Source organism: Pantoea sp. S61 (assembly GCF_016625145.1).
Lineage (GTDB): Bacteria > Pseudomonadota > Gammaproteobacteria > Enterobacterales > Enterobacteriaceae > Pantoea > Pantoea rwandensis_B.
Window position 1 is genome coordinate 138,653 of record NZ_JACVUO010000008.1, and the last position, 17,028, is coordinate 155,680.

23 protein-coding genes are annotated in these 17,028 nt (G+C 53.5%); 10 read left to right on the plus strand and 13 right to left on the minus strand.

Annotated elements, in window-relative coordinates; all coding sequences use genetic code 11:
* Nucleotides 1-147 precede the first annotated feature (147 nt).
* The 4 genes from IAE30_RS16520 to IAE30_RS16535 are packed head-to-tail and all read right to left on the minus strand — an operon-like array spanning nt 148 to nt 4,331.
* Entirely contained in the window at nt 148-1,248 is a 1,101-nt protein-coding gene (locus IAE30_RS16520; RefSeq protein ID WP_200680423.1) for an ABC transporter permease, read from the minus strand.
* A 2-nt stretch (nt 1,249-1,250) separates the two neighbouring features.
* Nucleotides 1,251-2,765, minus strand: a complete 1,515-nt coding sequence (locus IAE30_RS16525) for a sugar ABC transporter ATP-binding protein (protein ID WP_038650177.1) — start codon at nt 2,763-2,765, stop codon at nt 1,251-1,253.
* Nucleotides 2,765-3,376, minus strand: coding sequence for a DUF2291 family protein (locus tag IAE30_RS16530; protein WP_038647507.1), 612 nt, complete (start codon nt 3,374-3,376; stop codon nt 2,765-2,767). Before IAE30_RS16530 ends, IAE30_RS16525 begins: the two co-directional genes overlap by 1 nt.
* A 13-nt stretch (nt 3,377-3,389) precedes the next feature.
* Nucleotides 3,390-4,331: a D-ribose ABC transporter substrate-binding protein gene (locus tag IAE30_RS16535; RefSeq protein ID WP_038647509.1), complete on the minus strand. Its 942-nt coding sequence runs from the start codon at nt 4,329-4,331 to the stop codon at nt 3,390-3,392.
* A gap of 184 nt (nt 4,332-4,515) precedes the next feature.
* On the opposite strand from IAE30_RS16535, the gene IAE30_RS16540 reads away from it, so the two are divergent.
* The gene (locus IAE30_RS16540) at nt 4,516-5,463 is read left to right on the plus strand and encodes a sugar-binding transcriptional regulator (RefSeq protein ID WP_038647511.1); all 948 of its coding nucleotides are present in this window, start codon (nt 4,516-4,518) and stop codon (nt 5,461-5,463) included.
* 72 nt (nt 5,464-5,535) lie between these two features.
* Here IAE30_RS16540 and emtA read toward each other — a convergent pair whose 3' ends face one another.
* Nucleotides 5,536-6,165, minus strand: a complete 630-nt coding sequence (gene emtA, locus IAE30_RS16545) for a membrane-bound lytic murein transglycosylase EmtA (RefSeq protein WP_200680424.1) — start codon at nt 6,163-6,165, stop codon at nt 5,536-5,538.
* 163 nt (nt 6,166-6,328) lie between these two features.
* On the opposite strand from emtA, the gene ldcA reads away from it, so the two are divergent.
* Together ldcA and IAE30_RS16555 are read left to right on the plus strand one after the other, a co-directional pair.
* Nucleotides 6,329-7,252 (plus strand): muramoyltetrapeptide carboxypeptidase, encoded by a 924-nt coding sequence (ldcA, locus tag IAE30_RS16550; RefSeq protein WP_038647515.1) that lies wholly within the window; start codon nt 6,329-6,331, stop codon nt 7,250-7,252.
* A gap of 23 nt (nt 7,253-7,275) precedes the next feature.
* Nucleotides 7,276-7,938, plus strand: a complete 663-nt coding sequence (locus IAE30_RS16555) for an MBL fold metallo-hydrolase (RefSeq protein WP_038647517.1) — start codon at nt 7,276-7,278, stop codon at nt 7,936-7,938.
* Here IAE30_RS16555 and IAE30_RS16560 read toward each other — a convergent pair whose 3' ends face one another.
* The 4 genes from IAE30_RS16560 to IAE30_RS16575 all read right to left on the minus strand — a co-directional run bounded on the left by IAE30_RS16560 (nt 7,939) and on the right by IAE30_RS16575 (nt 9,467).
* Nucleotides 7,939-8,352 carry an N-acetyltransferase gene (locus tag IAE30_RS16560; protein WP_045813895.1) on the minus strand — a complete coding sequence of 138 codons (414 nt, stop codon included), beginning with the start codon at nt 8,350-8,352 and terminating at the stop codon, nt 7,939-7,941.
* A gap of 22 nt (nt 8,353-8,374) precedes the next feature.
* The gene (locus tag IAE30_RS16565) at nt 8,375-8,758 is read right to left on the minus strand and encodes a hypothetical protein (protein ID WP_045813894.1); all 384 of its coding nucleotides are present in this window, start codon (nt 8,756-8,758) and stop codon (nt 8,375-8,377) included.
* A 132-nt stretch (nt 8,759-8,890) separates the two neighbouring features.
* Nucleotides 8,891-9,112, minus strand: a complete 222-nt coding sequence (locus IAE30_RS16570) for a YgdI/YgdR family lipoprotein (RefSeq protein ID WP_038647524.1) — start codon at nt 9,110-9,112, stop codon at nt 8,891-8,893.
* A 175-nt stretch (nt 9,113-9,287) separates the two neighbouring features.
* Nucleotides 9,288-9,467: a hypothetical protein gene (locus IAE30_RS16575; protein ID WP_034821992.1), complete on the minus strand. Its 180-nt coding sequence runs from the start codon at nt 9,465-9,467 to the stop codon at nt 9,288-9,290.
* A gap of 202 nt (nt 9,468-9,669) precedes the next feature.
* Between IAE30_RS16575 and IAE30_RS16580 the strand changes: the two genes are divergently transcribed.
* Entirely contained in the window at nt 9,670-9,999 is a 330-nt protein-coding gene (locus IAE30_RS16580; protein ID WP_200680425.1) for a hypothetical protein, read from the plus strand.
* Between the two features lie 60 nt (nt 10,000-10,059).
* A complete protein-coding gene (locus tag IAE30_RS16585) occupies nt 10,060-10,611 on the plus strand; it encodes a hypothetical protein (protein ID WP_200680426.1) in 552 nt (183 codons plus the stop codon).
* Between the two features lie 26 nt (nt 10,612-10,637).
* Here IAE30_RS16585 and IAE30_RS16590 read toward each other — a convergent pair whose 3' ends face one another.
* Nucleotides 10,638-10,844 carry a DUF2767 family protein gene (locus IAE30_RS16590; RefSeq protein WP_038647528.1) on the minus strand — a complete coding sequence of 69 codons (207 nt, stop codon included), beginning with the start codon at nt 10,842-10,844 and terminating at the stop codon, nt 10,638-10,640.
* A gap of 183 nt (nt 10,845-11,027) precedes the next feature.
* Between IAE30_RS16590 and IAE30_RS16595 the strand changes: the two genes are divergently transcribed.
* A complete protein-coding gene (locus IAE30_RS16595; protein ID WP_034822005.1) occupies nt 11,028-11,276 on the plus strand; it encodes a DUF883 family protein in 249 nt (82 codons plus the stop codon).
* A gap of 32 nt (nt 11,277-11,308) precedes the next feature.
* On the opposite strand, the gene IAE30_RS16600 is transcribed toward IAE30_RS16595, so the two are convergent.
* Both IAE30_RS16600 and IAE30_RS16605 read right to left on the minus strand, forming a co-directional pair.
* Complete coding sequence (locus IAE30_RS16600; protein WP_038647530.1) at nt 11,309-11,506, minus strand: hypothetical protein; 198 nt, start codon at nt 11,504-11,506, stop codon at nt 11,309-11,311.
* 100 nt (nt 11,507-11,606) lie between these two features.
* Nucleotides 11,607-11,804 (minus strand): DUF6404 family protein, encoded by a 198-nt coding sequence (locus IAE30_RS16605; RefSeq protein ID WP_034822012.1) that lies wholly within the window; start codon nt 11,802-11,804, stop codon nt 11,607-11,609.
* Nucleotides 11,805-12,010: 206 nt separating this feature from the next.
* Between IAE30_RS16605 and IAE30_RS16610 the strand changes: the two genes are divergently transcribed.
* On the plus strand, nt 12,011-13,267 hold the full coding sequence (locus IAE30_RS16610; RefSeq protein WP_200537265.1) for a mechanosensitive ion channel family protein: 1,257 nt from the start codon (nt 12,011-12,013) through the stop codon (nt 13,265-13,267).
* Between the two features lie 58 nt (nt 13,268-13,325).
* On the opposite strand, the gene icd is transcribed toward IAE30_RS16610, so the two are convergent.
* The gene (gene icd, locus IAE30_RS16615) at nt 13,326-14,576 is read right to left on the minus strand and encodes an NADP-dependent isocitrate dehydrogenase (protein ID WP_038647536.1); all 1,251 of its coding nucleotides are present in this window, start codon (nt 14,574-14,576) and stop codon (nt 13,326-13,328) included.
* A 101-nt stretch (nt 14,577-14,677) separates the two neighbouring features.
* On the opposite strand from icd, the gene rluE reads away from it, so the two are divergent.
* Genes rluE through mnmA form a run of 3 tightly spaced genes read left to right on the plus strand, consistent with a single transcriptional unit; the run spans nt 14,678 to nt 17,019 of the window.
* Nucleotides 14,678-15,346: a 23S rRNA pseudouridine(2457) synthase RluE gene (gene rluE / locus IAE30_RS16620; RefSeq protein WP_234472779.1), complete on the plus strand. Its 669-nt coding sequence runs from the start codon at nt 14,678-14,680 to the stop codon at nt 15,344-15,346.
* Between the two features lie 45 nt (nt 15,347-15,391).
* Nucleotides 15,392-15,865 (plus strand): NUDIX domain-containing protein, encoded by a 474-nt coding sequence (locus IAE30_RS16625; RefSeq protein WP_038647540.1) that lies wholly within the window; start codon nt 15,392-15,394, stop codon nt 15,863-15,865.
* Between the two features lie 41 nt (nt 15,866-15,906).
* Nucleotides 15,907-17,019, plus strand: coding sequence for a tRNA 2-thiouridine(34) synthase MnmA (mnmA, locus tag IAE30_RS16630; protein ID WP_200680427.1), 1,113 nt, complete (start codon nt 15,907-15,909; stop codon nt 17,017-17,019).
* The last annotated feature ends 9 nt before the right edge of the window (nt 17,020-17,028 follow it).

A 17,028-nucleotide genomic window follows, 5' to 3' on the forward strand; every position in this document is an offset into this window, starting at 1 on the left:
AAAAAATTTACCCAGATTTTTACCCTAAATAAGCTGAGTTGCGGGAAGGCGGCCAACTCGTCAATCCCCAGGAGCCTACTCAGGTAAGTGACTGGGGTGAGCAAGTGCAACCCACGCACCTGCGGCTCAGCTTATGACGGGTAATGATTAACCTTTGGCCTCACCTTCCTGAATCAATGCCTTCTGCGCCACCACGGCGGCTTTTTGCTGCATGCGGCTTTGCATCTGATCGATGATCACCGCCACGATAATCACGATGCCTTTGATCACCATTTGCCAGAACTCACTGACGCCCATCATGATCAGGCCATCCGCCAGAAAACCGATGACAAAGGCCCCCACCAGCGTGCCGAGAATGGTGCCGCGTCCGCCAGCCAGTGAAGTACCACCGAGCACCACTGCCGCAATCGCATTCATCTCAAATGAAGTCCCGTTCGCCGGATGGCTGGCCACCAGCTGCGAAGACACCACAATGCCGGCAATCGCCGCACAGAAACCTGAAAGGGTGTAAACCCAGATTTTCACCGACTTCACTTTGACGCCGGTGAGTTCCGCCGCACGCTCGTTATCACCAATCGCATACACCTGACGGCCAAACGGCAGGCGGCGCGCCACATAGGCAATCACTAACGCCAGCACCACCATCATCCAGATCGCCCACGGTAAGCCGAGAAAATACCCCGCACCGATTTTGTCGAAACCGGTGTTACCCAGCAGCGGATTGCCCTGCAAGCCGGGGAAGGTTTCGCCGCCAGAGGTCAGCATCGCCGCCCCGCGCAGGATGTACATGGTGCCCAGCGTGCAGATAAACGGGGCCACGTTATATTTGGTGATGATCCAGCCATTCACCGCGCCAATCAGTCCGCCAACCACTAACACCACGGGCACAATTACCCAAACGCTGGGAAAGATGGCGATGCCAAACATCGGCAACACAATACCTTTGGTAATCAACCAGCCGGCAATCATGCCGCACAGGCCCAGCGTGGCGCCGATGGAGAGATCAATACCCGCAGTGATAATGACAAAGGTGATGCCGAGCGCCAGAAACGCATTGATGGCGATGTGTTTGACCATGATCACCATGCTGCCCACGGCGAGGAAATCAGGCACGCTAATAGCAAAGAAGCCGACGATGAGGAACAACGCAATAAAGGTGCGCAGTTTTAACAGCAGCAGAATCATGCCTTCACGCGAGTTGAAAACCTTACCTGGCGAAGCGAGCGCCATTGCGCCATTGTTTTTCATGCTCAGAACCCCTGTGCACTTGCTTTAACCAGCGCCGCCTCTTCCGCTTCCGCGCGCGGCAGGTCAGCTGTCAACTTGCCGCCAGACATCACAAGAATGCGATCGGCGACGGCCATAATTTCTTTTAAATCGGAGGTGGAGAACACCACGGCAATGCCCTGCTCTGACAGTTTCACCATCATGCGGAACACTTCCGCTTTGGCACCCACATCAATGCCCCGGCTGGGCTCATCCAGCAGCAGTAAACGTGGATTGGTGAGCAATGAACGGCCAATCACCACTTTCTGCTGATTGCCGCCACTCAGCGCACTGATCGCCACGTCGGGCGACGAGATTTTGATGGCCAGATTGCCTACCGTACTGTTTACCGCTTCGCGTTCAGCTTGTTCGGAGATCACGGTGCGATGCGATAATCGTCGCCATAAGCTGGCAATGGTGAGATTGCTGGCCACGGAGGAGACCGGGAAAATACCGGCCCGTTTACGATCTTCCGGCACCAGGCTCATGCCCATACGAATACGTTCGGCCGTTGGCAAGCGTGTGGGTAGCGGTTTGCTGTCCAGCCACAGTTTGCCGAGATAGTTGCGCTGGCTGCCGAGCAGGCACTCAAACAGCTCGGTGCGTCCCGCGCCCATCAGGCCATAAATGCCGACGATCTCCCCGGCGCGAACATTGAAACTGACATCGTCCACCAGCGTATTGCCATGGGCACTGACACAGGTGATGTGCTCGGCTTCCAGCACCGCCGCCCCGAATTGACGATTAGGCGGCAGAAAGTTACTCACCGGTTCGCTGCCGAGCATTTCACGCACGATCCAGGGGACATCGATTTCGCTGACCTTCGCTTCCGCCTGAAAACGTCCGTCACGCAGGATGGTAATCACATCACCTATCGCCATCAGCTCTTCCAGCCGATGTGAGATATAAATGATGGAAACCCCCTGCCGCGTCAGTTCACGGATCACGCGGAACAGAATCTCCACTTCGGTTTTGCTCAACGCCGAGGTCGGCTCATCCAGAATTAAGATGTCGGCGTTTTCTGCCAGCGCTTTGGCAATTTCCACCAATTGCTGCTGACCCACTTTCAGGTTACCGACCATCTCGTCCGGTGAAATTGGCTGGTCGAGACGTTGCAATAACGCAGCCGTACGGCGCTTCTGTTCTGCTTCGTTAATCGGGCTGATGCCGCGCTGGATTTCCCGTCCCAGAAAGATGTTCTCCGCCACGCTCAGGTTTTCAAACAGGTTGAGTTCCTGGTGCACCATGCCAATACCGTGACGGGCGGCGTCTCGCGTACTGCTCAACACCACTTTTTCGCCGTTAAGGAACATTTCGCCGCTGGTGGGCTGCTGTACCCCGGCGAGGATCTTCATCAGCGTGGATTTCCCCGCCCCGTTTTCGCCGATGATGACGTTCACTTTGCCGCGCCACACGCGATAATCGACACGATCCAGCGCCAGGGTGCCTGGAAACAACATCGACATCTGTTTGGCCTGCAGGATGATTTCATCGCTCATCATGGATTCCCCTGCTGCAACTGAATCGCCACCACGTCATCCACCTGATTCGACTCGATACTGACGGCTAACAGCGCCTGCACCGGTTTGCCGACCCAACTGGCATCCACCGGCGGTAGCTGCTGGACGGCATGGCGGTTCAACGCTTTAGTCAGCTGTGCGTATTGCACCTGATTGGTGAACTCTTCAAAGCGATAGCCCGCCGCATCACGAATTGCATTACTGCGCAGTACCGGCCCAATCAACACCTTGACCGGTTTGCCATTGATGGTGACGGTCAGGCTGCGTTCCCGCTCGTTGCTGTTATCAAAGGCGGTGACGGTTCCTCCGGCACGCACAAACACGCTTTCGCTGCCCCCTGCCTTAACGGTATGACTTTTGGTTTCCATATCCGCCCAGCTCAGCGCCTGCTTCTCAGCCGGTTGCTGCACCCGGCTGGCCCAGCTCGATTCGGCAATCTGCTGTGGCGTCTGGTTGCTGTAGCCGGGTTTGGCATTCGGATCTTTCGGCATGATGGGATTGCCGTTTGCATCGAGATCCACCACGGTGCAGGCGGTCAATATCAGCGATAAGAGCCCAACCATCACCCCGGCTGCTGCTTTTCCCTTCATGCCGACCTCCGTCTTATTTCGCCAGGTTGAAGTTTTTCAGCTTCGCGGCGTTGCTGTCGTCGATCAGCACGCAATCCATCAGCTGCTTCTCTTCTTTTTGCGCTTTGCCGTTTTTCAGGTAGTCGTCCACCTGTTCAACCGCCATTTGTGCCTGATCCCAGCCTGGCTGCAGCACCGTGGCTTTGATGTTGCCTTTATTGATGATGGAGTCACGCGTGTAGTCGCTGCCATCAAAGCCGACCACGATCACGTTGGTTTTACCGGCGGCTTTCAGCGCGGCTTCCGCACCCAGCGCCATGGTGTCATTCCCGGAAATCACCCCGACGATGTTGGGATTTTTCTGCAGAATGGTTTCCATGCGACTGAAGGCTTCGGTCTGGCTCCAGTTAGCACTCTGCTGCGCCACCATCTTCATATCGGGATAGTCATCCAGCACATCGTGATAGCCCTGTGAGCGCACGCCCGCGTTGGTATCCGACTCTTTGCCCAGCAGCTCAACGTAGTCGCCTTTGCCGTTCAGCAACTTAGCGAACTTCTCTGCGCCCAACTGCGCGCCCTGATAGTTGTTGGAGACAATCTGCGCCACGGCGACGCCGGTTTTGTTGATCTCACGGTCAATCAGGAAGGTGGGGATGCCGGCATCTTTGGCTTTTTGCACCGGGCCGACAGTAGCGTCAGCACCGGCGTTATCCAGAATGATCGCTTTGGCTTTACGCGCGATGGCGGTTTCGATCAGCTGGTTCTGTTTGTTCACGTCATCATCGTGCGAGGCCACCAGCGTGGTGTAACCGAGCGCTTTGGCTTTCTCTTGCGCGCCATCGGCTTCGGCTTTAAAGAACGGGTTATCGTGAGAAGGCGTGATAATAGCAATCAAGCCTTTCTCTGCCGCCAGCGTTGCCGCTGAGGCCAACATCAGTGAAGCCAGTAGGGTCATTTTGAGGACAGAAGCTTTCATTGATTTTTCTCCGCTTGAATATATATTCAATTGCGATTTTATATGCATAATGACTATGCGCTGGCTTCCTGAACTCGTCCATCGCGCGATCCTGAAAAAGCGAAAACGATCACAAAATGTTCTGCGTTGTTATTTATGACAGCCTGATTAACAATACCAGGCAGGTTAAGAGAGAGAAAAAACCATGGCAAAACAGGACGAACAGCGGCTGATGGTGAAAATCGCCACGCTTTATTATGTGGAAGGCATGAAGCAGTCCGACATTGCGCAGCTGCTGAAGCTGTCGCAATCCTTTGTGTCACGCATTCTCAATCGCAGCGTGAAAGAAGGCGTGGTGAAGATCAGCGTGGTGCCCCCCGCCAACGTCTTTCCCGAACTGGAGAAGGCGATTGAGCAGCAGTATCAGCTGCCACAGGTGATTGTGGTCGATGTGCCGGATCAGGCTTCCGCGCTGCAAATTAAACAGGCGATTGGATCAGCGGCGGCGCACTATCTGGAAACCCGCCTGCGCGCCGATGAACTGATCGGCATTTCATCATGGAGTGGCACCATTCGCGCGATGGTGGACGCGTTGCATCCGCTGAGCGCGCCCTGCAAAGGCGTGATCCAGTTGCTTGGCGGGGTGGGCGCGAACGGCAACGTGCAGGCCACCATCCTGACGCAGAATCTGGCGGCGCTGCTGGATTGTCCAGCCTGGTTGCTGCCGTCGCAGTCGATTGAGCATTCAGTGCAGGATCGTCAACGCTTATCAGTCAACCCAGACGTGGCCGTGGTGCTGGAAAAGTTTGATCAAGTGGATCTGGCGATTGTCGGCATTGGCGATCTTGAGCCTTCCGCGCTGCTACGCAATTCCGGCAACTACTATGACGGCGAGATGCTGCGCACGCTGGCCGAGCGCGGTGCGGTGGGCGATATCTGTTTGCATTATTTTGATGCTGACGGAAAACCGGTGTTGAACGCCGAGGAAGATCCGGTGATTGGCATGGAGCTGGCGCAGGTTAAACAGTGCGCGCAAGTGGTGGCGCTGGCAGGCGGCAAAGAAAAAGCCCAGGCGATTCGCGGAGCGTTGCGCGGTGGATATGTGAAAGTGTTGATTGTGGATTATCCAACCGCTCGATTGCTGATGGAATGATGTCATTGAAGCTGGCGCCAGGAATGGCGCCTCTATCGGAAAAGAGTGCGCAGTGAAGCGCACCGGAAGATATCAGCCAATGGTGCGATAAGCCGTGGTGACCTTCCATAAATAACGTGGAGCCTGTGCCGCCGGATGTTTGTTCTGAACATGCTGGTAAAACTCGTCTGGCGACATGGAATTGATCATCGCTATCGCCCGCTCGCGATTCCGTGAGAAGGTGCGCAGCAACGCACCGGCACCGTTGGCGTAAGAAACGATGGTGGCATAGCGCAGCGTCAGTGGATTTCGAATCCCGGCCAACTCAGAATCCTGCAGCAGCTTGAGATATGCCGCGCCGATATCGATATTTCTCGCTGGATCGCGCAATTCCGAAGACGTCGGCTGACCGTGACGTCCCTGAGTGCGATACACCGCACGCCCCGCCGTTGAGGCTTTAATCTGCATCAACCCTACCGCGTTTGAGCGGCTGGTAACGGTGGGATTGCCCCCGGATTCGACACTAATAATGGCGCTGATTAACTTCTCATCAACGCCATAATGACTGGCGGCATCTTCGGTAAACATTGACCATGCATCATTCACTTTCGACGGGGGTGCCTGGGTTAATGGCGTATTTTTCTCTGGCACGACCGTTTTTTCTGGCTCACTGGCACAGCCCGCGAGCAACAGCGCAGATAGCATAAGTAGTCGAATTTTCACTGATTTTTGGTTCCGCAATAGAGTTGGCGCAAGCTATGATACCTGGCGCAGCGCAATGCAAAATTACCGTTTATCCTAAATACGTAAAAAACCTTGTGCTGCCGTGACATCGGTAACGGATTTCGCCATCATCGGCAGGCCACTTTAAATCAGGATGAACGCTATGCTTTCCCCCCGATCCATTCGTCTGATCGCCCCCTCCGGCTACTGCCATAATCAGGATGCGGCCCAACGTGCAGTGAGTCGTTTACAGGCTCAGGGACATCAGTTGGACAACTTATCAGCGATGACACGCCGCTTCCAGCGTTTTGCGGGCGAGGACGGGGAACGGTTGAATGATGTGAACCAGCTGGCAACACTGAGCACGCTGCCCGATATTGTGCTGGCGGTGCGCGGTGGCTACGGTGCCTCGCGCTTGCTGGATCAGATTGATTATGTCGGTCTGCAGCGCCGGCTGCTCAATCAACCTATCGCGCTTTGTGGACACAGTGATTTCACCGCGATTCAACTGGCGTTACTGGCGCAAACCGGGCTGGTGACCTTTAGCGGCCCGATGCTGGCCGGCAACTTCGGCGCAGAGGCATTATCCGAATTTACCCTGTCACACTTTTGGCAGGCGCTCTCTTCTCCTACAGTCAATATAGGCTGGCAGACCCACAGCCCGGATGCGGGACGCTGGCAAGGGACCTTGTGGGGCGGCAATCTGGCGATGATCTGCTCTCTGATCGGCACACCGTGGATGCCGCAAATTGAAAACGGCATTTTGGTGATCGAGGATGTGAATGAGCATCCTTTCCGCATTGAGCGCATGCTGATTCAACTGCAACAGAGCGGCATTCTGGCGCGCCAGCGGGCGATCATCACCGGCAGTTTTACCAGCACGTCACTGTCGGCATATGACAATGGTTTCGATTTTGCCAGCGTATGGCAACGCATCCGCGATGAATATCAGCTACCGGTGATCAGCGAACTGGCGTTTGGCCACGATGCCGACACCGTCACGCTGCCGCTGGGCGCCAGCGCCACCTTACAGCTTGAACAGGGCGAAGCACAGCTAGCCTTCACCGGCCACCCGACATTGCGCTAACGTTTTGCCGCAGGAGACCGACATTGAAGCCACTGTACGAAGATTTGTGGATCTCCACCCCGGAATTTCCCGCCGAAGAAACGGCGCAAGATTTAATGATGCATGGCTTTATGCTGCGCCATCCGCGCGGCAATCTGGTCATCGGCCGTGTCGAACATCCGCTCGATCATGAGTTTCTCAATGATGCGGGCGGCGTGATTCGTCACTACCTCACCCACTGGCATGAAGCCGCGCCAGGCGCCGTGGCGATTCAGCAGCGTTTTAACAGTGCGCTCTACTGTCACAGCCGTTCACTGGGGCCCGTCAGTCTGATTGTCGAACCCGATGAGACCTTCATTCAGCAGGAAAGCCACTTTGGTGACTTTCATCTGCTGCCCACACCCGGCCACACACCCGGCAGCTGCAGCTACCTTTATCACTCCCCGCTGGGCCAGACCTATCTGTTTGTTGGCGATACCTTGACCTGTGACTACAACCGCTGGATCAGCGTGTTGGTACCGGAGAGTAATCCGCTGGAGTTGCAGCAGTCGCTTGAACTGTATCGCGCACTGCGCCCGGACGTGGTGCTAATGAGCACCACACGTGGTCACCTGTCATGGGCGAAAGTCGATTTGCAGAGTTGGCTGGCGGCGATCGATGAGGCAGAGCAGTCGCCGCTGGATTTGCGCCAGCAGCCACTGATCTAGTTAAAGCGATTTACTGAGGTAATGACGCTGATGCAGACGCGGATAATTATCGAGGCTGAAGCGTAAAGTGTAGCCCATTTTTTCATAGAACGGGCGCGCCTGGAAACTGGCCGTATCAACCTGCGCATAAAGGCAACCACGGGCGCGGGCTTCTGTTTCGGCGGCCTGAATCAACTGTGTGCCAGCCCCCTGCCCGCGTAACGCATCGCCGACCCAGAGCAGGTCGATGCGCAGCCAGTTACCAAAGGTGGAACCGGTCAACCCGGCCAGCTTGCGGCCAGAAGCATCCTTAATGAAGACGCCAATCGCCTGCATCTCACTGGGATCGATAAAGCGGCTGTTATATTCGGTGAGGCCGAGACGAACATCATCCAGATCCTGTGCGGTAACGGTATCGGTTACGCTTAATTGCATCGTCTACTCCTTTGACTGGCAACTATGAATTGGGGCGCTGGCTATCGTCATAACGTTCCAGCGAAAGAATTTCCGCATCGCGTTTTTCAGTGCGATTGCAGGGGATCAGTTTATCGCTATCGGCATAGACAAAGAACGTATCGTCATTATTTTTGTTCACAATCAGCTGATCGCCATTACGAAAACGCGTAATCGCCACTTTATCCCCGCCTTGCAAACGCGTGCGCTGTTGCCCTGCTGCAATTTGAAAATGACGTGTTGGCCACATCAGCGTGCTTAAACCGTATTCCGCACGCGATACCGTCATGGTCGGGCGCCCCGGACAGGTAATTTGAAATTCGGTTTCGCTCCAGGCCGGCGCGATTTGGCACGCCATTAAGCCAACGGCAATTGCTATCGCCTTCATTGGGATCTCCGCTGAGGTTAGATGATGATTTCGTTGGGTTTTATGCGGAGAAGCGTAACACAGAAAAAAGCGGGAAGACGAATAATGGCCCGTTGAGTACGGGCCTGCAAGGATAGAAAGGTAAAGAAAACGTTAGTTAACCGAATTCATATCTTTGATTTGATTACGGTTTATCTGCTGTTCTTTACCATCAATATCTTTGTAAGTAATCATGCCGGTATCTTCATCCACTTTAGGTTTACCCTGCACCACAATGGTTTGCCCATCGGTGGTGTGCAGGACGTGATCGGATGCGCAGCCCGCCAGCAGTAGGCCGAGGCTAAAAGTACCGATTAAAAGCAGTGTCTTTTTCATCTCATCCTCCTTTTGGATTCACTATCAGGTTTAGCACAGCGCGCAGTCATGTGAACCAGGAGAAAGATTAATCTGTGCAGGACAATCGCTGCGCATCAGCCGATATCGACTGAGCAGCAGCTATATTGCATGGATTTCCATCGCAAACGGATGGGGAAGGAATGACCGTAAGAGATTACTCTGCTGCAACCTGTGCGGCGACTAACATTAACGCCAGACCCGCATCTTCCGGATCGAAGCCTTGCATCACTTCTTGTATGGCCGCTACACAGTTCATTACCTGCTTTTTTTTGTCGGCTTCTAATTTATCAATCGCGTGCTGAAGAATCATTAAACTGGCTTCTTCTTCTTTCATAGATTTGCCCTTGTTTTGCTTACCTGATGCGCAACGCTGGCAAGAATAACGTTTATCTGCTACCAAAGTCACCCCTTTACATTCTTACCGCTTAACGATTAAGCAAATGACAAATGGGAAGCGGTGCCAGACCTGCTATGATCAGCATATCAGTGGGCATTGACGGGCCACTGCAAACAAGGAATCGAACCAGGACAGGATCATGTTGCGAATCACGGTAGTACTCACCCTCTTATTATTGGCTGGTTGCAGCTCCACGCCCAAAGGTGTCGACTGCCCGGGCGAAGTCGCGACCATTTATGGACAATCAATGGGGCAGACTCAGGCGCGCATTTTCGATTTGGTGAATGCCTTTACGGTTACGCGTGATGGCGTGGCGGTGAAAAGCGGCACATTGCACTCCAGCGATCGTTTCCAGTATGTCCCTTCTGCCGTGACGCCTGAGGGCTTCACCGCTCAGCGGCTGTCAAATAAGCAATTCCGTCTGATCAACCCTTATCAGAACACCATGATTACCTGGACGTGCCCTTAAACGTGCTTAGCCGGGAAAGATGGTTTATTGTCAGGCTTCCTCACGCTGCGGACCTGTACTATGGAAAAGAGTCTGGACAATAACGGCTACATTGACTTCCCCTTCCCCGCTTCCACCAACGCAGATGGTTCGGTGAATCCTTGTGGATTTGACCTCACGCTCGAGACCGATCGCATCGACGGAATCTCAGCGGGTAAACATTCCGAAAATTTACGGCGTTTGCTGGAAGAGGTGAATTTGCAGGAGGGGGTATTTATGACCTTAGCCTGTGACTGGCAGCAGCGTGATGACGGCGTGTGCGGATTTATCGATGTGGCTTTACGCCCGGCGCTATCGAATGGTAGCAGTGAAGAGACGCAAAGTCTGGATCAGGCATTTGAACTCTATCTGAGCCGACAAGAGAAGCAGCACACCATGCAGAGCGGCACCCTGGTCAATTACGCCCGCGCCGTGCTGGATTGGGGCTGGTCACCTTTGCATCAGCGTCATATGCGCTACGAGAAAGTCACCATTCGCTATTATTGTCAGCAAGCCGACGATGCCGAGTGGTGTTTCGATCATCTACGCCATTTTTTAGTGACCTGGTATCCGGCTTACCGCGGCAATCCCTGAGGGCGTCTCGTGACACCCTATCGGGCTTAGGGTTTGACCAGACGAATCGCATGCTCCAGCATCCGCTGTTCGTCGCGTTCATCATGCGAGCGATGGTGGCGGGTTCGCTGCAGTAATTCGGTAATCTCTGCTCTTTTCGTTTCATGGCCACATTCGGAAAGGACGATCACCGCATCGCCAATTACCCGGCATACTTCATCGTAATCGTCGTCGTTCAGCACATCACGTTTCATATTTCCTCCCGCTGCCGTTGAGCTAGTTCGGCAAGATGCATCACGCCCCCTGCCATCTTCAAGCCTGGACAGAATTCTCTGTTCCTGCAAACAGCTGTTACAACCTGAATGCTCGTTGGGTTGCTGGTCTGAAAATCTGTGACTACGCTGAATCGTAATATTCACAACCAGCAGGGAGTCATCATGACTGATAAAGCGGAAGCAAAATTGAATGAAGCAGCGGGCGCAGTTGAAGAAAAAATCGGGGAATGGACCGGCTCTCGCAAACATCAGGCTAAAGGTGCCGCGCGTCGTTATCCCGCGCAAGCCAGTTATGCTGTGCAGGATGCGGCAGACTGTGTGGTCAAATCGGTACGTGATAATCCGGCAACTGGCCTGGCAGTAGCAGCCAGCATCGGCATTATTGTCGGTTTCCTGCTGGGCAGGAAATAAGCTGCGATGGGGGGCCTTCCTGGCCCCAATGCTTATTGATGATGACCGGCCTCATCCAACCTTTCCTGAATATGTTCATCCGGCGTCTCAGCCACATCAGCCGTGCTGTTATTCACATCCAGATGACGCCCCTGGTGTACAGTGATATTCACTGGCACGTCAGGTAATTGCGCACAGCTGCCAAATGACACCAGTAAAAAGAACCACGCGGCTAATGACGTCTTTGCCATCTTCACTTCCACCCACACTGTTTTGAGTCGGGCCAGATTGCCTGACAGATTGCAAATTAGCGTCAGCGCTGCGCAAAGCTGTGTGGGCAGATGTGAGCAATCAGGCTTGCGAACGCCGTGCTTTAAAGCGCGCCACCATGGTCATCAAAGCCTGATAAATCAATCCAGCGTACAAGCTTTTTACCACCACCATACTGATGGCCTCACCCTGCGCCTGCCACGAAGTGAACCACATGAAAATGCCCCACAGCAGCGAAAACAGCAGCCAGCCCTTAACGAATTTGATGACACCTTGCATACCACCTCCAGAATCTGAAGCGCAGAACATAGCGGGTTTTGCCGGAAAAGGCACGACGAGGGGTTCATGGATGCTATCTGTTTCAAAGTTTTGCGAAATGTATTGTCAGGCGCGAACCGCCGTTAAGAAATTGCGCACTTGTCGCATACAGTATGATCACAGTTTGTGATTGAATCCCCGCCAACGTTGTCAGGCATGTTGTGAATATGAATTATTTAAGCGATATCCAGAAATTTATTGAGAGTAACACCCTGCTATCCACCACTTTTAGCTTGCTGCTGCTGGTGATTGCGGGGATGGTGACGCATCTGATCTGCAAATTCTTTGTGGTGAAGGTGGTGCGCAAGGTCTTCTTTAGCACCCACAAAAAACAGGTTCCACTCGATAAAGATGTGCGGCTTTCTGAAAAGCTCTCTAATTTTATTCCGGTGATCACGGTCTATTACCTGCTGCAGTTTATGCCAGACCTGCCCGAACATCTGCTGATTGCTATTAAGACTATCTGCGGCATTTTGTTCTTTGTTTATCTGTCGCTGTTCTTCACAGAAGTGCTGGAGATTGTTAACAACTCCTACTCCCGCAAATCAAAGCGTAAGAATCACTCGATCAAGGGCTATATTCAGGTCGGCAAGATCCTGGTACACATTATTTCGGCGATCATGATCCTGGCCATTATGTCGAATAAATCGCCAGTGATTATTATCTCGAGTTTGGGTGCGGTTGCTGCGGTATTAATGTTGGTGTTCCAGCACACCTTAATGTCGCTGGTGGCGAATATTCAGGTGTCATCCAACGACGTGCTGCAACTTGGTGACTGGATTGAGATGCCGGATAAAGGCATTAGCGGCGAAGTGATTGATATTGCGCTGCACACCATTACGCTGCGTAACTGGGATAACACGTTGTCACGCATCCCGACGAAAAATTTCCTCACCGAAACCTATACCAACTGGCAGGCGATGTTCTCCTCCGGCGCGCGCCGTATTATGCGTAGCTTCCACCTCGACCAAATGTCGATTCGCTTTCTCGATCACGAACTCATTCAGCAAATGAGCCAGATTCGCGGTGTTAACGAGCAGCTTTCAGCGTTAATGGATGGCCGAGACAGCAATGCTGTGGGCGATCGCTGGTTTGCTGACAACGGCATGACTAACCTGACGGTGTTCCGCAAATATCTCACCGCGTGGCTGTCGCAGCGCGATGATATTAAGCAGGATATGTATATCGTGGTGCGCGCCATGAAGCCCTCGCCGGAAGGTTTGCCGGTAGAAGTTTATTGCTTCACCTCGTCGATATTTTGGGTCGAGTATGAGAATTCGCAGTCAGCGATCTTCGAATATATCTATGCGATTGTCGGCCAGTTTGGGCTGCGCATGTATCAGCATCCGGGCGGCAATGATTTCTGGCGCTTGTCGCAGCAGCATGCGTCATCCACCAAATCCGTTGAACAGCAGGTCGATTAATTTAGCGCATAAAAAACGGGAGCCATGGGCTCCCGTCTCAATTTCTGGCTGGCAGAAATTACATGTTCGCGATGATCGCGTCACCAAACTCTGAGCATTTCAGCAGTTTAGCGCCATCCATCAGACGCTCGAAGTCATAGGTCACGGTCTTAGCGGCGATTGCGCCTTCCATGCCTTTAACAATCAGGTCTGCGGCTTCGAACCACTCCATGTGGCGCAACATCATTTCTGCGGACAGGATAACGGAACCTGGGTTCACTTTATCCTGACCAGCGTACTTAGGTGCCGTACCGTGGGTGGCTTCGAACAGTGCACATTCGTCACCGATGTTTGCGCCTGGTGCGATACCGATACCGCCAACCTGTGCCGCCAGGGCATCAGAGATGTAGTCACCGTTCAGGTTCATACAAGCGATAACGTCGTATTCGGCTGGACGCAACAGGATCTGCTGCAGGAAGGCATCAGCGATCACGTCTTTCACGATGATCTCTTTGCCGGTGTTCGGGTTCTTGAACTTCATCCACGGGCCGCCATCGATCAGCTCGCCGCCGAACTCTTCTTTCACCAACTGGTAGCCCCAGTCTTTGAATGAGCCTTCGGTAAACTTCATGATGTTGCCTTTGTGAACCAGGGTCAGAGAATCACGATCGTTGGTGATGGTGTACTCAACCGCTGCGCGTACCAGACGTTTAGTGCCCTCTTCAGAGCACGGCTTCACGCCGATACCACACTGCTCAGGGAAGCGAATTTTCTTCACGCCCATCTCTTCACGCAGGAACTTGATCACTTTATCTGCTTCTGGCGTGCCCGCTTTCCACTCGATACCTGCATAGATATCTTCTGAGTTCTCACGGAAGATCACCATGTCGGTATCTTCTGGGCGTTTAACCGGGCTTGGGGTACCGGTGTAGTAGCGAACCGGACGCAGGCACACGTACAGATCCAACTCCTGACGCAGCGCAACGTTCAGAGAACGAATACCGCCACCGACTGGGGTAGTCAGCGGGCCTTTGATGGCAACGCGGTATTCTTTGATTAAATCGAGGGTTTCTTGCGGCAGCCAGACGTCCTGACCGTAAAGTTCTACTGATTTCTCACCAGTATAAATTTCCATCCAGGAAATTTTGCGCTCGCCGTTGTAGGCTTTTTTCACAGCGGCATCAACCACTTTCAGCATAACAGGGGAAACATCAACGCCGATGCCATCACCTTCGATGTAAGGAATGACTGGGTTATTCGGAACAGTGAGTTTGCCCTGAACCAGGGTGATTTTTTGACCTTCCGCCGGAACAACTACTTTGCTTTCCATCAACCTCTCCTTCGAGCGATTTTTTGTTAATGATTTGTAAGATGCGGGTCAATACTACTTGAATATTTCCGCTACGCCAATCACCGCAGTTTCGCGTTATAATGCGCCGATTGTTTCTGACTGCAAAGCCCATGCGAAAAACTTCTAAACGAATTCACCAGGATAAGCGTCCAAACACCGCAGCACGCCAGCCCGTGCGCCGTGACACACGTCCAAAAGGACCGCGACGCGTCATACTCTTTAACAAACCTTTCGATGTTTTACCGCAGTTCAGCGATGAAGCGGGACGCCGCACGCTCAAGGATTTCGTGCCGGTTAGCGACGTTTATGCCGCCGGCCGCCTCGATCGCGACAGCGAAGGTTTGATGATTCTGACCAACGATGGCGCGCTCCAGGCGCAACTGACGCAGCCCGGAAAGCGCACCGGAAAAATCTATTATGTGCAGATTGAAGGTGCACCACAGGAATCAGATTTATCCCTGTTACGCAACGGCGTCACCCTCAATGATGGACCCACGCTGCCTGCTGGGGTGGAATTGGTCACTGAACCAGAGTGGCTCTGGCCGCGCCAGCCGCCAATCCGCGAGCGTAAAGCGATCCCGACCAGCTGGTTGAAAATCACCCTGTACGAAGGGCGTAACCGTCAGGTGCGGCGCATGACGGCACATATTGGTTTTCCCACCTTGCGCCTGATTCGCTTTGCCATGGGCAAATATCAACTCGACGATTTAGCCCTGGGAGAGTGGCGCGATATCAGTGCCAACGTTTAGAGCACCACTTTTCAATAACTTTTAGTTAACAATTTCGGAGGAAGGATGTTTAAACCTCATGTAACGGTAGCTTGTATCGTGCAGGCGCAAGGCGAATTACTGGTGGTCGAAGAGCGTGTTCACGGCCGCATTACGTGGAATCAGCCGGCGGGTCATCTCGAAGCCGATGAAACGTTGCTCGAAGCCGCACAGCGTGAGTTATTTGAAGAGACCGGAATAGACGCTAAACCCGAGTATTTCCTCGGTGTGCAGCAGTGGATCGCGCCTGACGATACACCTTTTGTGCGTTTCCTGTTTGGCCTCGATCTGCCAGAAAAATGCGAGACGTCTCCGCACGATCGTGACATCGATTGTTGCTGGTGGCTGCCGCCAGAGCAGATTCTGACGGCGAATCGCCTGCGTTCACCGCTGGTCGCTGAGAGTGTACGATTGTGGCAACAAGGCGCACGTTATCCGCTGCAACTGGTGGCGCCGTTCCAATGGCCGTTTCACGAAGGTGCGCGCCCGGCTTCGGCATGATAGAATGCGCCGCCTGTTTTTATCGTAATTAAGAGTGCGTCATGTCTGACAACAGCCAGAAAAAAGTGATCGTCGGGATGTCCGGCGGCGTCGATTCTTCCGTATCCGCCTGGTTACTGCAACAGCAGGGCTATCAGGTTGAAGGCCTGTTCATGAAGAACTGGGAGGAAGACGACGGCGAGGAGTATTGCACCGCCGCTGATGATCTGGCTGACGCTCAAGCCGTGTGTGACAAACTCGGCATCAAACTGCACAAAATCAACTTCGCCGCTGAGTACTGGGACAACGTGTTCGAACACTTCCTGGAAGAGTACAAAGCGGGCCGTACGCCAAACCCCGATATTCTGTGCAATAAAGAGATCAAATTTAAGGCCTTCCTTGAATTCGCGGCTGAAGATCTCGGTGCAGACTTCATCGCCACCGGACACTATGTGCGCCGCGCCGATGTGAATGGCACCAGCCAGTTATTGCGCGGTCTCGACGGCAATAAAGATCAGAGTTACTTCCTCTACACCCTGAGCCATGAACAGATTGCGCAAAGCCTGTTCCCGGTGGGTGAACTGGAGAAGCCTGAAGTTCGGCGTATCGCTGAAGAACTGGATTTGATCACTGCGAAGAAAAAAGACTCGACCGGCATTTGCTTTATCGGCGAGCGCAAATTCCGCGACTTCCTTGGCCGTTACTTACCTGCACAGCCGGGCGAAATCGAAACCGTTGAGGGTGAGATTGTCGGTGAACACCAGGGGCTGATGTATCACACGCTGGGTCAGCGCAAAGGATTGGGGATTGGTGGACGCAAAGAGAGCAATGACGATCCCTGGTATGTGGTCGACAAAGACGTCGCACGCAACCGCCTGGTGGTGGCGCAGGGTGCTGAACATCCACGCCTGATGTCTGTTGGCTTGATTGCTCAGCAACTGGATTGGGTTGATCGCCATACGATGACGGCCCCGTTGCGCTGCACGGTGAAAACCCGTTATCGCCAGACCGATATTCCCTGTGAAATCATTCCGCTGGATAGCAATCGTATTGAAGTGCGTTTTGACGAGCCGGTTGCGGCCGTCACGCCTGGCCAGTCGGCCGTATTTTATCTGGGTGATGTTTGCCTCGGTGGCGGCATTATTGAACAGCGCCTGCCCCTGGCAGAAGCCTGAGGTCGGCGC

Coding starts and splice junctions, on each gene's coding strand:
- IAE30_RS16520 (WP_200680423.1), bottom strand. CDS start 1,248: ATGAAAAACAATGGCGCAATGGCGCTCGCTTCGCCAGGTAAGGTTTTC.
- IAE30_RS16525 (WP_038650177.1), bottom strand. CDS start 2,765: ATGAGCGATGAAATCATCCTGCAGGCCAAACAGATGTCGATGTTGTTT.
- IAE30_RS16530 (WP_038647507.1), bottom strand. CDS start 3,376: ATGAAGGGAAAAGCAGCAGCCGGGGTGATGGTTGGGCTCTTATCGCTG.
- IAE30_RS16535 (WP_038647509.1), bottom strand. CDS start 4,331: ATGAAAGCTTCTGTCCTCAAAATGACCCTACTGGCTTCACTGATGTTG.
- IAE30_RS16540 (WP_038647511.1), top strand. CDS start 4,516: ATGGCAAAACAGGACGAACAGCGGCTGATGGTGAAAATCGCCACGCTT.
- ldcA (WP_038647515.1), top strand. CDS start 6,329: ATGCTTTCCCCCCGATCCATTCGTCTGATCGCCCCCTCCGGCTACTGC.
- IAE30_RS16560 (WP_045813895.1), bottom strand. CDS start 8,352: ATGCAATTAAGCGTAACCGATACCGTTACCGCACAGGATCTGGATGAT.
- IAE30_RS16565 (WP_045813894.1), bottom strand. CDS start 8,758: ATGAAGGCGATAGCAATTGCCGTTGGCTTAATGGCGTGCCAAATCGCG.
- IAE30_RS16570 (WP_038647524.1), bottom strand. CDS start 9,112: ATGAAAAAGACACTGCTTTTAATCGGTACTTTTAGCCTCGGCCTACTG.
- IAE30_RS16575 (WP_034821992.1), bottom strand. CDS start 9,467: ATGAAAGAAGAAGAAGCCAGTTTAATGATTCTTCAGCACGCGATTGAT.
- IAE30_RS16580 (WP_200680425.1), top strand. CDS start 9,670: ATGTTGCGAATCACGGTAGTACTCACCCTCTTATTATTGGCTGGTTGC.
- IAE30_RS16585 (WP_200680426.1), top strand. CDS start 10,060: ATGGAAAAGAGTCTGGACAATAACGGCTACATTGACTTCCCCTTCCCC.
- IAE30_RS16590 (WP_038647528.1), bottom strand. CDS start 10,844: ATGAAACGTGATGTGCTGAACGACGACGATTACGATGAAGTATGCCGG.
- IAE30_RS16595 (WP_034822005.1), top strand. CDS start 11,028: ATGACTGATAAAGCGGAAGCAAAATTGAATGAAGCAGCGGGCGCAGTT.
- IAE30_RS16600 (WP_038647530.1), bottom strand. CDS start 11,506: ATGGCAAAGACGTCATTAGCCGCGTGGTTCTTTTTACTGGTGTCATTT.
- IAE30_RS16605 (WP_034822012.1), bottom strand. CDS start 11,804: ATGCAAGGTGTCATCAAATTCGTTAAGGGCTGGCTGCTGTTTTCGCTG.
- IAE30_RS16610 (WP_200537265.1), top strand. CDS start 12,011: ATGAATTATTTAAGCGATATCCAGAAATTTATTGAGAGTAACACCCTG.
- icd (WP_038647536.1), bottom strand. CDS start 14,576: ATGGAAAGCAAAGTAGTTGTTCCGGCGGAAGGTCAAAAAATCACCCTG.
- rluE (WP_234472779.1), top strand. CDS start 14,678: ATGCGCCGATTGTTTCTGACTGCAAAGCCCATGCGAAAAACTTCTAAA.
- IAE30_RS16625 (WP_038647540.1), top strand. CDS start 15,392: ATGTTTAAACCTCATGTAACGGTAGCTTGTATCGTGCAGGCGCAAGGC.
- mnmA (WP_200680427.1), top strand. CDS start 15,907: ATGTCTGACAACAGCCAGAAAAAAGTGATCGTCGGGATGTCCGGCGGC.